Below are 13,818 nucleotides of genomic sequence, written 5' to 3'. Positions count from 1 at the left end.
GAAGTCACTTGGGTATACGTTTGCCTGTACTCGACTTTGATGGGCTCTTTTTGGAATAGCTGCGCTTCTTGCGTTTAAATGCAGGACGCTCGACCTTAGGAAGGTGACGTAAAGAATCTGGAATAGGACCGGACTTCACCTCGCCCATCAAACCATCGATACGTTGCTCTAACGCCTGCATAAAAGGTTGATAAGCTTGATTTCGCTCTGCCATACCCTGCAATTGGTGTTCCCAATGTGCTGTCATATCGGGATAAGTCGAGTCCATCGGCAAAGCATGGATCAAACCACGACCTGCTGGTGAGCTTAAAATCGACTTTCCCTGACGCGTTAAAAGTTGGCGCTTAAACAAGGTGTCTAAAATTCCGGCTCTGGTCGCTTCTGTTCCCAAACCGTCTGTATCGCGTAAGATCTTCTTCAGTTCTTTGTCTGCTACGTAACGCGCAATCCCAGTCATCGCTTGCAGCAATGTCGCTTCAGTAAAATGCTTTGGAGGTTCTGTCTTACGGTCTTTAATTTCCCCTTCCCGACACGCCAGTACCGTACCTTCTTGTAATGGCGGTACAGCATCGATGCCCTCGTCCTCTTTGTCCGTTTTCCCCATGAGTGCTTTCCATCCCGGAGAAACCAACTGGCGACCTTTAGCGATAAACGTGCCACCAGCGATATCAAATATAAGCTTCGCTTCTGCGTAAACGGCAGCTGGATAGAATTGCATTAAATATTGACGTGCAATGAGTTGATACACCTTCATCTCATTACCTGACAACGCGTTCACATTTGCTTGTTTAGGCGTTGGGATGATTGCGTGGTGAGCATCAACTTTTTTGTCGTTCCACGCTTTGGACTTAATTGACAAATCCGCACCTTGCACCGCACTTTGTAGCTCTTTGGCATTGTTGGAGATAGCAGAGGTAACAGAACCCGCTTGTGCGTAATGCTCCATAGGCAAGTAACGACAATCCGAACGCGGGTAAGTGATCAACTTATGTTTTTCATAGAGAGCCTGACAGGTATCTAGTACTTGTTGTGCGCTCATCCCATAACGTTTAGCAGCATCGATTTGTAACGCAGATAGTGAATAGGGAAGCGGAGCCGATTGTTTGGTTTGCTTTTGTTCTGACTCGGTCACTTTGGCGGGCTGATTGGCAATGCGATTCGCCACGTTCTCTACGAGCTTTCTACTCAGAACACGCCCCTCTTCGTCTTGCCATGGTTTACACGCCTCACTAGGTTTCCAACGCGCACGTATATCAAACGAACCATTTTGATCTTGATATGGAATTAAAGCATGCAGCGTGAAGTAGTCTTTCGGCACAAAGTTCTCGATTTCTTCGTCACGACGCACCACCAGACCTAACACTGGAGTTTGCACCCGCCCTACTGACAAAACACCTTGATAGCCCGCTTTTTGGCCCAGCAAAGTGTAAGCACGCGACATGTTCATTCCGTAAAGCCAATCGGCTCGAGAACGCGCCAAAGCAGAAACAGAAAGAGGAATAAAGTCGCGGTTACTGCGCATCGAGCTTAAGGCTCGTTTTACTGCAGGCAAGTTCAAGTCCGAAATCAACAATCGTTGAGTGGCTTCTTTTTTGGTTTTGGAGAGTTTGCAATAGTCCAGAACCTCATCCACTAACAGTTGCCCTTCTCGATCAGGGTCTCCTGCATGAATGACCTCCGTAGCCTCTTTGAGAAGTTTACGGATCACTGTGAGTTGTTTACTGGCACTCTTCCTCGGTCTCAGTTGCCATTGCTGTGGAACAATCGGTAAATCAGCCAGATTCCATTTCTTATACCGTTCGTCATAAGCGTCAGGTTCTACTTGCTCTAACAGGTGACCAATACACCAAGTTACGACATCACCGTTTCCACAGCGGATAAAGCCTTGATCTTTCTTTTGAGGATTTGGCAACGCAGCCGCTATAGCGCGACCTAGACTTGGTTTTTCAGCAATAAACAGACGAGACATAAAGTTCAGAAAATCAAAACAATGAGGGGGACATTATCTAATGTCCCCCTAACAAATCAAGAAAAACTGTACAGATGAACAGTGATAAGGTCACGATTCTAGATTATTGAAACTCAACGAATTGAGACAGTTCACGCTCTGGCACTTTCATTGGCGTACAACCAGGGGTGCCTAAATACAGGAAACCTACGATTTGGTCTTTGCCTTCAAGACCAAACGCTTGATGTACTTCTGGATGGAACATCCACTTTCCTGAACGCCAAAAGCCTTGGAAACCTTGGGCAACCGCCGCCATTTGCATCGCTTGCACCGCACAACCTGCAGACAGATATTGTTCCAGTTCTGGGACTTTTTCGTGTTCTGTCACTTTAGCGATCACAGTGATAACCATAGGCGCGCGAAAAGGCGCGTTTTTCACTTTTTCTATCACCGCGTCTTCGCTGTTTTCAGCTTCTGCTGCTCTCACAAGGATATCTGACAACTTTTTAAGACCATCCCCTTGAGCAATAACAAAACGCCAAGGCGTCAATCCTGCGTGATCTGGCGCTCGCAGACCTGCACGAATGATATTTTCTAGAGCTTGCCCTTCTGGTGCAGGCTCAGACAACTTGGCAATAGAACGGCGGTTGAGCAAAAGATCGAGAGCTTCCATGAACAAGTCCTTATTAGGTGAGTTATTATTTTTACGCGTTCACTTTAGCATAATCCACTTTGGCAAATAACACTCTGTTTTATAGGGTTTAAAACCATAAAAAAAGCTGCGCACAAGGCGCAGCCACAAAAGGTTAAGAATGAAAAAGATCCGTCACAGATAACTACAGTTTTACAGCAAGTTTGACGCCTTGACGGATAGCGCGTACCGCATCAAGTTCTCCTGCATGATCTGCGCCGCCAATAATATGCAGTTTTTCACCAAGCTCGTGCCACTTCTCCTCAAATGGACGAACCGACTCTTGACCGGCACAAATCACCACTTTATCTGCAGCTAACAATTGTTCTTTGCCATTCACATGAATGTGCAAACCAGTATCATCTATCTTGTCGTAAGACACGCCACCATATAAGTGAACACCGCGTTTCTCTAATGTGCGTTTATGAATCCAACCCGTAGTTTTACCCGGACCTTTCCCGACACGACCTTTACGACGTTGTAGAACCCATACTTCTTTATCACTAACAGCATCGGGATAAGGGTATAAACCGCCCGGTTGAGACATCTCTTTGTCGATTCCCCATTCGTGTAGCCAATCATCCAGCGTCTGACCAACTGGCTCAGTGAGCATAGTGGCTACATCGACACCAATACCACCAGCCCCAACAATGGCAACTTTCTCACCTACAGGAGTTTTATCTCGAATGAGTGTTTGATAGTCGATCACTTTTTCTGGATTATCGATGCCATCGATTTTAACTTTACGAGGCTCTACACCCGAAGCCATCACCACTTCATCGTATTCGGTCAATAAGTCATAGTTAGCTTCTGTTTCTAGGTGAAGGTTAACGCCCGTCTCCTCAATGCGATTTGCAAAGTAACGAATCGTTTCACGGAATTCTTCTTTGCCCGGGATTTGCATCGCTAAGCGGAACTGCCCTCCAATGCGGTCATTTTTCTCAAACAGATCCACTTTGTGTCCACGCTCAGCCAATGTAGTAGCACACGCAAGACCGGCAGGACCCGCCCCAATAACGGCAATGTTTTTCTTCTTGAATGCTGGTTCTACGACAATTTCTGTTTCATAACAGGCGAGCGGATTGACCAAACAGCTCGCTCGCTTGCCTTTAAACACGTTATCCAGACACGCTTGGTTGCAACCAATGCAAGTATTAATCAATTGGGACTTCTCTTGTTCAGCCTTAGCGACAAAGTAAGGATCAGCTAAGAAAGGTCGCGCCATTGATACCATATCAGCGTGTCCAGAAGAGAGAATACGTTCAGCTTCGTCAGGGGTATTAATTCGGTTACAAGTAATAATAGGAACCGAAACGTGAGGTTTGACTTTTTCAGTAACCCAAGTAAACGCACCTCGCGGAACTTGAGTCGCAATCGTTGGGATACGAGCCTCGTGCCAACCGATACCCGTATTGATGATGGTTACACCCGCTTCTTCTAGTGCCTTTGCCAGTTCAATCACATCATCAAAGGTGCTGCCTTGCTCAACCAAATCAAGCATAGAGAGTCGGAAAATAATAATGAATTTTTCACCAACCGCTTTGCGCACCGCTTTGACAATTTCAACCGGGAAACGCATGCGTTTTTTGTAGCTGCCGCCCCACTCGTCATAACGCATGTTGGTGCGCTTACATAAAAACTGGTTAATCAAATAACCTTCAGAGCCCATCAGCTCCACGCCATCGTAACCCGCAAGCTGTGCCAATTCAGCACTGTTAGCAAAAGCGTCGATGGTCTTTTTGATCTGACGTTCGCTCATTTCACTAGGTGCAAATTTTGCGATCGGAGCTTTGATTCCCGACGCACTTTGCGCGAATGGGTGCATCGCATAACGTCCGGCATGAAGAATTTGCAAAGCGATTTTACCACCATGTTTATGTACGGCTTCTGTCACAACCTGGTGTGCTTTAGCGTGTTTCGGCTTACTAAACTCAGCACTCAAAGGGTGTAGTCGACCACGTAAGTTTGGAGAAAAACCACCCGTCACGATAAGACCTACACCGCCCTTCGCACGCTCTTCATAGAACGCCGCAAGCTTTTGTAGTCCTTCTTTGTGTTCTTCTAAACCGGTGTGCATTGATCCCATCAAGACGCGGTTTCGTAGCTGTGTAAAACCTAAGTCCAATGGTTTTAACAAATTTGGGTACATGGCAGACATCACTAAACATCCATTTTTATTGTTGTGGTCTGACCACAGTACGCTGCAAAAACCAAAAAATCAAACAAGCGTTTACATTTTTGCAACACACGTCAATCTCGCGCTAAACTATGCCAATTGTTGAATGAGCGTGATAAGCTAAAAAAATTGTTATCTTTTGAGATCTTAGAGATAAGACCCCATACTTTGTAATATTAGGGAATGACTATCTCGTTATGGAGACAAGATGAAAAAAATCTTCCAATTTATTGGTCTGATATTTAAGGGAATATGGAAAGCCATTACCTTTGTCAGACTTGCTCTGGCAAATTTGATCTTCCTAGTGATGATTGCCGTCTTTTACTTTGCTTTTACATACACTGGTGAAGGTCAACCTACTGTTGAAAAAGAATCGGCTCTTGTGATGAACCTTTCTGGTCCTATCGTTGAGCAGCGCCGTTATGTTAATCCGATGGACTCCGTCGCAGGTTCAATCCTAGGTAACGAAATTCCGAAAGAAAACGTACTCTTCGATATCGTCGATACCATTCGTTACGCCAAAGACGATCCGAAAGTTTCTGGCTTAGTCCTAGCTTTACGCGATATGCCGGAAACCAACCTGACCAAGCTTCGCTACATCGCCAAAGCGTTGAACGAATTTAAAACGTCAGGCAAGCCTGTCTATGCCGTCGGGGACTTCTACAACCAGAGCCAATACTACCTGGCAAGTTATGCAGATAAAGTGTTCCTAGCACCTGATGGTGGCGTGTTGATCAAGGGTTACAGCTCTTACTCAATGTACTACAAAACCTTGTTAGAGAAGCTAGACGTATCAACACACGTATTCCGTGTTGGTACCTACAAATCCGCAATTGAGCCCTTCATCCGTGACGATATGTCTGATGCAGCGAAAGAATCAGCAACACGCTGGATAACGCAACTTTGGAGTGCCTTTGTCGATGACGTTGCGACTAACCGTAACATTGATGCAAAAGTACTAAACCCAACAATGGATGAGCTCCTTGCTGAAATGAAATCCGTTGATGGTGATCTTGCACAACTTGCTGTGAAAATGGGTCTAGTAGATGAACTTGCAACGCGTCAAGACGTTCGAAAGTTATTCGCAAAAGAATTTGGTAGTGATGGCAAGGACAGTTACAACGCAATTGGTTACTACGATTACCTAGCGACCATGCGCCCTAACTTAATGCCGTCTGAAAATGACATTGCTGTTGTCGTCGCGAGCGGTGCGATTATGGATGGTCAGCAACCACGTGGCACTGTTGGTGGCGATACGGTTGCAAGCCTACTACGCCAAGCTCGTAATGACGACAAGGTAAAAGCAGTCGTACTTCGAGTGGACAGCCCTGGCGGTAGTGCATTTGCTTCAGAAGTGATCCGTAATGAAGTGGAAGCGCTTAAAGAAGCAGGTAAACCTGTGGTCGTATCTATGTCTAGCCTTGCTGCTTCAGGTGGTTACTGGATCTCAATGAGCGCAGACAAGATCGTTGCTCAGCCAACAACACTGACAGGCTCAATTGGTATCTTCAGTGTGATCACTACATTTGAAAAAGGCTTCACTAAACTTGGTATCAGCACCGATGGCGTAGGCACTTCACCATTCTCAGGTGACGGTATCACAACGGGATTGTCTGAAGGTGCGTCTCAAGCATTCCAGCTTGGCATTGAGCACGGTTACAAGCGCTTTATTTCACTGGTGGGGTCCAACCGTGATATGTCTGTGGAAGACGTCGACAAAGTGGCGCAAGGTCGAGTTTGGACAGGTCAAGACGCAATGTCATTCGGCTTGGTGGACCAAATGGGTGACTTCGATGATGCGGTAGAACTGGCTGCGAAATTAGCAGAAGTCGACAACTACGATATCTACTGGGTCGAAGAGCCACTATCGCCAACAGAACAACTGATCCAAGAGTTTATGAATCAGGTCAAAGTATCTCTCGGTATCGACGCGACTGCGTTTTTACCAAAGAGCCTTCAACCTGTCGCTCAACAATTTGAGCAAGACGCAAGCATGCTGCAAAGCTTTAACGATCCAAAAGGTCAATATGCGTTCTGTTTGAACTGCCAAGTGCAATAGCTTTCCTAGCTTAGCCAAAAAGGGGCGTCTCTGTGCGAGATGCCCCTTTTTATTAGGTTTCATTTCGCTATAATCCCCGCCACTGTTCCCCTACATGAAGTAAAGTAGAACGATGACTAGAAAACATATCTACATCGCTTACACCGGTGGCACCATCGGTATGCAAAAATCGGATCACGGCTACGTGCCTGTGGCTGGCTTTATGGAAAAGCAACTAGCCAGTATGCCCGAGTTCCACCGTCCAGAAATGCCGGAATACACTATCCACGAGTACGAACCACTGATCGACTCTTCAGATATGACGCCTGCTGACTGGCAGCAAATCGCAGACGACATCCGTGACAACTACGAAAAATATGATGGTTTTGTGATTTTGCATGGTACTGACACCATGGCATACACCGCTTCAGCCCTGTCTTTCATGTTGGAAAATTTAGGTAAGCCCGTTATCGTGACAGGCTCACAGATTCCGTTGGCTGAGCTACGCTCAGACGGACAAGCAAACCTCCTTAATGCCCTGCACATTGCGGCCAACTACCCAATCAACGAAGTAACACTGTTCTTCAACAACCAGTTGATGCGTGGTAACCGTAGTACCAAATCTCACGCAGATGGATTCAATGCCTTTACTTCACCTAACCTGCCACCGCTTTTGGAAGCAGGGATCAATATCCAAATCAGTAACAATGTTACGGTTGGTGCAAAACCAGAAGGTGAGTTCAAAGTACACAACATCACACCACAGCCAATTGGTGTGATCACCATGTACCCTGGCATTTCACACGAAGTAATCCGGAACACGCTACGCCAACCAGTTAACGCTATGATCCTGTTGACGTTCGGTGTAGGTAACGCACCACAAAACCCTGAGCTACTTGGCCATTTAAAAGAAGCCTCAGAACGTGGAGTGATCGTCGTAAACCTGACTCAATGTTTGGCAGGTAAAGTGAACATGGGCGGCTATGCGACAGGTTGTGCCCTGGCAGATTCTGGCGTGATCAGCGGCTTTGATATGACACCAGAAGCGGCACTTGCGAAACTTCACTATCTTCTAAGCCAAAACTTGTCGTATGAAGAGATCAAACTGAAGATGCAAGAAGTGCTTCGAGGTGAAATGAGTCTATAACACGTTCATGACTCCACCGAACACGAAAAAGCCCAATCGAAATGATTGGGCTTTTTACATCTAAAAGGTGAATCAGTTGAGGTTTGGATTAACTCGAACGATGTCACTCTCTTCTTGTTTAAACTGTTTTTTCAATTCTTGCTTGGACTTAAAGCTGATTTCACCACCAGCGGCAACCGTCATATGTTGAGCTTCAGTATTATGTTTTGATTGATACAACATCACAGCTTGCATACATGAGTCTCGCTGCTCTTGAGAAAGTGGTGTACCCTCGGGCCATCTACCTGTTTCTACTGCGTAAACCAATCGATCATAGACTTCTGGAGTTATCGCATCTAATAATTGTTCTGCGTCCATAATGTACCTTCTTATTACATTCTATTTACAGAACATAACGGTATAGAAAACAGAGTCAAGAACCTGAAAATGAATTGGTGTAACGGATCACAAGCAAAACCATGAAACGAACATACTGGTTACTAGCAAGCCTTTTCAGCCTAACATTAACTGGCTGCTTTGAAGGCAATGTCACAACGGAAGAATTGTGTCAAAACAACCCCAAACTTCGCTGCGAGAAGTTAAATATGGACGATGGTCAATGTCGAATTCCGCGAACGAATCTTGTCTGGCATCGTTTTGAATTGCTCAAGAGCCCGACCGAAGCCAATCAAGTGATCGAATATGGCTTGGTGGCAGAGTACCGCAAGTGTCTAGAACTCGCTTCGCAAATCACGCCTATCGATCAAAGTGCGTTAAAGCGTAAACGCTTTGATGCCTTGGTGCACAGCATTGATGAACTAGATCGCATTGTGAATGAGCTCAAAGGTACAAAAGACCCTGCCACTCTCTATTTTTTATGGTCGCAAACAGGTGACACACAAGCTCGCCGACAGTTTTTACAAATGGAAGGTTCGCCAGAACTGAATACAGCAGAAATGCAATACGCCTTGGCAACGTTCTATACCAACCGCGATCAGCAAAAAACATTAACATTACTTCATAATTCACTATCGATGTCGAATGAGGACAACTTAAACCCTGAGATTTTAAAATCCTTAGCAAGCATCAACCAAGGTCAGGGAAACAAAGCACAAGCGTACTTGTGGGCAATGGTGGCTAAACGCTTCGATGTTCCCCTTGCAGATGAGCAGCAGTTAAAACGCATGTTCAACTTTGCACAGCCAGAGAAATATGAACAATTAGACGATCTTGCTAAATCAATATCTAAGGCAATAGAGAAAGGAAATTATTCACCAAGGATGATTCCAAGCGATTTATAAAATAAAAAACTCCCATTCATATAGGGAGTTTTTTTATTTGTAGAGTAATCGTTTGTCTTATATTAATTGAAAGGATGAAACATTCTTTCAGTCCAAAATGGCGTTATTGGTCGGATTTGTTGAAAATTAACGACACTGAGTTTACACAATAGCGTTCGCCTGTTGTTTGCGGTCCATCTTCAAAAACGTGACCTAAATGGCTGTCACAAGCCGCACATCGGATCTCTGTACGAACCATTCCGTGACTTAGATCTTTTAGATAGCGCACCGCGGTATCATTAATTGGTGCATCAAAACTTGGCCATCCACACCCTGAATCGTACTTGTTATCGGAGATAAATAGAGGGGCATCACAACATGTGCAGGTATACACACCGGTGTCTTTATTGTGAAGCAGTTTACCGCTGAACGGAGCCTCTGTACCATGCTCACGACACACGCGAAACTCTTCCTCTGAAAGCTGCTCACGCCACTGTTCATCGGACTTCGTTACTTTTCTTCCGCTTTGTTCTACCAATTTCTGTTCCTTATTTCTTATTTTTGGCAATGACTTTTTTAGCAAAAAACTTGCTTCTCGTAACAGTTGTAGCACATACTTTCTCACCAGGACACCATGTGTAATTAATTTGATACGAGTTCTTATCTCGAAAGTTATATTACGCCAACTGGAATGTAGAATAACCAGTTAAAAGTTTAAAAAACGAGCATTTGCGAAGAATTGTTAAAAAAAGCGTCGCTTTTTTTTGACTTTAAACAAGTTAAGTCCGATTATCTGTTGCAGATGTTTACTGGATTTTGTAATTTTACTACCAGTTATCTTTAATCAGAAATTAAGTTGTGGAGCAACTATAATGACTATCAAAGTAGGTATTAACGGTTTTGGCCGTATCGGTCGTTTCGTATTCCGTGCAGCGCAAGAGCGCAACGACATCGAAGTTGTAGGTATTAACGACCTTATCGACGTAGATTACATGGCATACATGCTTAAGTACGACTCAACTCACGGCCGTTTCAACGGTACTGTTGAAGTTGAAGGCGGTAACCTAATCGTTAACGGTAAAACTGTACGTGTAACTGCAGAGCGCAACCCAGAAGACCTAAAATGGGACGCAATCGGTGTTGACGTAGTAGCTGAAGCAACTGGTCTTTTCCTAACTGACGAGACTGCACGTAAGCACATCACTGCTGGCGCGAAGAAAGTTGTTCTAACTGGTCCTTCAAAAGACGCTACTCCAATGTTCGTAATGGGCGTTAACCACGCTACTTACGCTGGTCAAGACATCGTTTCTAACGCTTCTTGTACTACTAACTGTCTAGCGCCTATCGCTAAAGTTCTTAACGACAAGTTCGGTATCGAATCTGGTCTTATGACTACAGTTCACGCTACTACAGCAACTCAAAAAACTGTAGACGGTCCTTCTGCTAAAGACTGGCGCGGTGGTCGTGGTGCTTCTCAAAACATCATCCCATCATCAACTGGTGCAGCTAAAGCTGTAGGCGTTGTTCTTCCAGAACTAAACGGCAAACTAACTGGTATGGCTTTCCGCGTACCAACAGCTAACGTTTCTGTAGTTGACCTAACAGTTAACCTAAAAGAAGGCGCATCTTACGAAGCTATCTGTGCAGCAATGAAAGAAGCTTCTGAAGGCGAACTAGCTGGCGTACTAGGCTACACTGAAGACCAAGTTGTTTCTCAAGACTTCATCGGCGAAGTTCAAACTTCAGTATTCGATGCTAAAGCTGGTATCGCTCTAACTGATAACTTCGTTAAAGTTGTATCTTGGTACGACAACGAAATCGGTTACTCAAACAAAGTTCTAGACCTAATCGCTCACATCTCTAAGTAATTAGACAGTTAGCAATTAGCGAATAACTTCGTTAAAGAAAAGGCGGCTCTAGAGTCGCCTTTTTTGTATCTGGAATTTGAGAGAATATAAAATCGATATAACATCTGTTCTGCAAGTATCGACAACGCTCTCCCCCAGCTATAGGAAATAACACATGGATTTAAAAACTCTCCCAGCACTCACTGTGTTATCTGACAACGTCACTATCGTTGAAGTTGATCAGGTTAAAGTCGTCCGCGTTATTCATGAGAAAGCAACGGCAGGCATCGCGCTACATGGCGGTCACGTTGTGTCATTTACACCAGCGGGTAAAGAAGACCTCATCTGGATGAGTGAGAAAGCAATTTTTGATGGTAAAGCAGCACTTCGCGGTGGTATTCCTGTCTGTTGGCCTTGGTTTGGTCGCATTGCGGCACCGGCTCATGGCTTTGCTCGCACGGCGGAATGGGAACTAGTTGAACACCGCGAAAATGATAATGGCGTGATCGTTGAACTCGCTCTATTCCCAACTGAAGAAACTCACGACATCTGGCCACACATGTTTGATGCTCGCTTGATGGTTGAAATCAGCGACCAATTGAAAGTGACATTAAAAGTCACCAACATCGATGATGCAGAGTGGACATTCTCTGGTGCACTGCATACCTACTTAAACGTTGGTGATATCAAGCAAGCACAAACAACAGGCATGGGACCTGAATACATCGACAGCTTAAAAGAAGGTGAAATCTGCCAAGGCGGTGATGTCCTTCAACTGACTGATACGATTGACCGTGTTTACACTCAACCAGAAGCACAAATCTTGGTGAAAGACGCGGTACTGAATCGCACACTAAGTGTAGAAAACCAAGGTCATAACTCTGCGGTATTGTGGAACCCTTGGGCTACAGGCGCACAAGGTATGGGTGATATGGCAGACAATGGTTACGAGACCATGCTGTGTGTTGAGTCCACGGTACATGCACCAAGTATCAAGCAAGGCAAAACCTTGCAGCCAGGCGAGACTCACGAGCTTATTACTGTGATTTCTGCCCATTAACACTATTCAAAGGTCGGTTCAACCGACCTTTTTACCACCAGCAGGTACAAGGTTTGGGTAGCCAGTGCCATACTTTAAAGTACAAGCATCGGAGCAAAAGCACATTCGTCTAAATAAGGTCCGTATGATGAAACACACTGTTTTCTTGATACCACTGTTCGCTACCCTTTTATTTGGATGTATACCCAAGTAACCTTTGAAAGGTTCTACGAGACGAACAAACCGTTTAAGAAAATTGAAGGGCTAACCTTCGACAATCAGAACCAAGCTTCAAAGATGAATGCTTTCATACGTCCCGTCGAGTCAGACAACCAGTGGAAATCAGTCCAAGTCATCGACTATTACCGATAAACTCATCTGTGTTATTTCGTGCCATAACGAATAATCGATTCTCGATAAAGCGAAAGTAGTGCCTCATTCTTCACTCCTACCCCGACATTTTGCGCAGAGAATACGCTCCATTCATCATTCATATATTTGCGCTGATCGGCTTTCTGGATCGTCATACCTTCTGCCGGTCCATCAGTAACCACTCTTACAGCCCCACAACGCAGATTGAAGAGTGTTGGGTCAATCACATAGGCAATAGCGGAAGGATCGTGAACATGACATCCATCCATCCCTACCTTTTCCGAATAAAACTTCAGGTAGTAACGGCTCACATCCCAAATAAACTGCCCCACTTCCCCTGCATCATCTCGAAGTTGATCAAGGTATTGACCAGTAAAGAAGCTCTCCTCTGTGACATCTAACCCAATAATCACCACCGGCCATGATGCAGTAAATACCTTGTCTGCGGCATGAGGATCATCATGAATATTTGCTTCTGCGTATGGCGTGACATTGCCTCTATGGTCGTTCTCACCAAAAGCGCCACCCATCACAACCACTTCCTTAACTAAGTGAACAATTTCAGGGTCCGCTTCCAGTGCCAGAGCAAGGTTAGTAAGTGGGCCAACAGCCACTAAGGTAATCTCTCCCGGCTGCTCACGAACGCTATCGATAATGTACTGATAAGCGGGCTTATCAATAGCAGTTACATTCAGTGAGCTTGGTGCCTTCACATCGCCAAAGCCTTCTTCGCCATGCACGACAACCGTCGCTCCGACAGGTGCTTTTATTAAAGGTTTATCCGCCCCCTTGGCAACGATAGCATTCATACCAAACTTCTGTTTTAGGTACAGCGCGTTGTGAGTCGCATTGTCTATGGTCGCATTACCATAAACGGTAGTGATACCCATAAGCTCGACATCCGGATGAGCTTCTGCAAAAAGAATAGCCATCGCATCATCGATACCTGGGTCTGTGTCTAGAATGATTTTCTTTGTCATATGAGCATCTATTTCACGCAAGAAAACACTAACAATACCTATAAAAAACAAGGATAAACGTGACAAAAATCTAAGGTATGAGTTTTGTCATCTTACATCTCTAGGCGACAACTCGATCTAGCGAAAGGAAATTGGTCATCATTTCTCCAACTTAAAATCAAAGTTTCGAGCTTTTTTTGAAAGAAAATTGCTTAATTAACGGTCAGTTAGTGCCTAAGCTATTGGTTGCGGTGGTTTTTTGACAACTAACTTAATAAAAATCAAAAAAACACGTCATATAAATCGATAGCATGCCGATACAAGATTTATAACATCGAAAAA

At 44.8% G+C, this 13,818-nt stretch carries 11 protein-coding genes; 5 read left to right on the top strand and 6 right to left on the bottom strand.

Features of this window, described 5'->3' with window-relative positions; genetic code table 11:
* Positions 1-4: 4 nt before the first annotated feature.
* From NL647_RS19275 to NL647_RS19265, 3 genes are all read right to left on the bottom strand, one after another.
* Positions 5-1,969, bottom strand: coding sequence for a DNA topoisomerase III (locus tag NL647_RS19275; RefSeq protein WP_253650567.1), 1,965 nt, complete (start codon positions 1,967-1,969; stop codon positions 5-7).
* A 103-nt stretch (positions 1,970-2,072) separates the two neighbouring features.
* Entirely contained in the window at positions 2,073-2,621 is a 549-nt protein-coding gene (locus NL647_RS19270; RefSeq protein WP_005444644.1) for an NAD(P)H nitroreductase, read from the bottom strand.
* 163 nt (positions 2,622-2,784) lie between these two features.
* Entirely contained in the window at positions 2,785-4,797 is a 2,013-nt protein-coding gene (locus NL647_RS19265) for an NADPH-dependent 2,4-dienoyl-CoA reductase (protein ID WP_050908166.1), read from the bottom strand.
* A gap of 226 nt (positions 4,798-5,023) precedes the next feature.
* Between NL647_RS19265 and sppA the strand changes: the two genes are divergently transcribed.
* A complete protein-coding gene (sppA, locus tag NL647_RS19260) occupies positions 5,024-6,874 on the top strand; it encodes a signal peptide peptidase SppA (protein ID WP_005444641.1) in 1,851 nt (616 codons plus the stop codon).
* Positions 6,875-6,986: 112 nt separating this feature from the next.
* Positions 6,987-8,000 carry an asparaginase gene (gene ansA, locus NL647_RS19255; RefSeq protein ID WP_005444639.1) on the top strand — a complete coding sequence of 338 codons (1,014 nt, stop codon included), beginning with the start codon at positions 6,987-6,989 and terminating at the stop codon, positions 7,998-8,000.
* 72 nt (positions 8,001-8,072) lie between these two features.
* On the opposite strand, the gene NL647_RS19250 is transcribed toward ansA, so the two are convergent.
* Positions 8,073-8,357: a YeaC family protein gene (locus tag NL647_RS19250; RefSeq protein ID WP_005444637.1), complete on the bottom strand. Its 285-nt coding sequence runs from the start codon at positions 8,355-8,357 to the stop codon at positions 8,073-8,075.
* A 101-nt stretch (positions 8,358-8,458) separates the two neighbouring features.
* On the opposite strand from NL647_RS19250, the gene NL647_RS19245 reads away from it, so the two are divergent.
* Positions 8,459-9,280, top strand: a complete 822-nt coding sequence (locus NL647_RS19245; RefSeq protein WP_005444635.1) for a DUF2989 domain-containing protein — start codon at positions 8,459-8,461, stop codon at positions 9,278-9,280.
* Positions 9,281-9,383: 103 nt separating this feature from the next.
* Here NL647_RS19245 and msrB read toward each other — a convergent pair whose 3' ends face one another.
* Complete coding sequence (gene msrB / locus NL647_RS19240; RefSeq protein ID WP_005452043.1) at positions 9,384-9,797, bottom strand: peptide-methionine (R)-S-oxide reductase MsrB; 414 nt, start codon at positions 9,795-9,797, stop codon at positions 9,384-9,386.
* A gap of 334 nt (positions 9,798-10,131) precedes the next feature.
* Here msrB and gap point away from each other — a divergent pair, with 334 nt between their 5' ends.
* Together gap and NL647_RS19230 are read left to right on the top strand one after the other, a co-directional pair.
* Positions 10,132-11,127, top strand: coding sequence for a type I glyceraldehyde-3-phosphate dehydrogenase (gap, locus tag NL647_RS19235; RefSeq protein ID WP_005452046.1), 996 nt, complete (start codon positions 10,132-10,134; stop codon positions 11,125-11,127).
* A gap of 154 nt (positions 11,128-11,281) precedes the next feature.
* Positions 11,282-12,166 (top strand): D-hexose-6-phosphate mutarotase, encoded by an 885-nt coding sequence (locus tag NL647_RS19230; protein ID WP_005452049.1) that lies wholly within the window; start codon positions 11,282-11,284, stop codon positions 12,164-12,166.
* Between the two features lie 362 nt (positions 12,167-12,528).
* Here NL647_RS19230 and NL647_RS19225 read toward each other — a convergent pair whose 3' ends face one another.
* Positions 12,529-13,497 carry a nucleoside hydrolase gene (locus NL647_RS19225; RefSeq protein ID WP_005452050.1) on the bottom strand — a complete coding sequence of 323 codons (969 nt, stop codon included), beginning with the start codon at positions 13,495-13,497 and terminating at the stop codon, positions 12,529-12,531.
* Positions 13,498-13,818: the final 321 nt, after the last annotated feature.

Origin of the sequence: Vibrio sp. Y29_XK_CS5 (assembly GCF_024181835.1) — a bacterium.
Taxonomy (GTDB): Bacteria; Pseudomonadota; Gammaproteobacteria; order Enterobacterales; family Vibrionaceae; genus Vibrio; species Vibrio harveyi.
The sequence above is the reverse complement of the archived record's forward strand: the minus strand, read 5'-3'. Positions and strand labels throughout refer to the sequence as shown.

Excerpts from the sequence above, each read along its gene's own strand:
- gap (WP_005452046.1), top strand. The coding sequence starts at position 10,132 with ATGACTATCAAAGTAGGTATTAACGGTTTTGGCCGTATCGGTCGTTTC.
- NL647_RS19275 (WP_253650567.1), bottom strand. The coding sequence starts at position 1,969 with ATGTCTCGTCTGTTTATTGCTGAAAAACCAAGTCTAGGTCGCGCTATA.
- NL647_RS19250 (WP_005444637.1), bottom strand. The coding sequence starts at position 8,357 with ATGGACGCAGAACAATTATTAGATGCGATAACTCCAGAAGTCTATGAT.
- ansA (WP_005444639.1), top strand. The coding sequence starts at position 6,987 with ATGACTAGAAAACATATCTACATCGCTTACACCGGTGGCACCATCGGT.
- NL647_RS19265 (WP_050908166.1), bottom strand. The coding sequence starts at position 4,797 with ATGTCTGCCATGTACCCAAATTTGTTAAAACCATTGGACTTAGGTTTT.
- NL647_RS19230 (WP_005452049.1), top strand. The coding sequence starts at position 11,282 with ATGGATTTAAAAACTCTCCCAGCACTCACTGTGTTATCTGACAACGTC.
- NL647_RS19225 (WP_005452050.1), bottom strand. The coding sequence starts at position 13,497 with ATGACAAAGAAAATCATTCTAGACACAGACCCAGGTATCGATGATGCG.
- sppA (WP_005444641.1), top strand. The coding sequence starts at position 5,024 with ATGAAAAAAATCTTCCAATTTATTGGTCTGATATTTAAGGGAATATGG.
- NL647_RS19270 (WP_005444644.1), bottom strand. The coding sequence starts at position 2,621 with ATGGAAGCTCTCGATCTTTTGCTCAACCGCCGTTCTATTGCCAAGTTG.
- NL647_RS19245 (WP_005444635.1), top strand. The coding sequence starts at position 8,459 with ATGAAACGAACATACTGGTTACTAGCAAGCCTTTTCAGCCTAACATTA.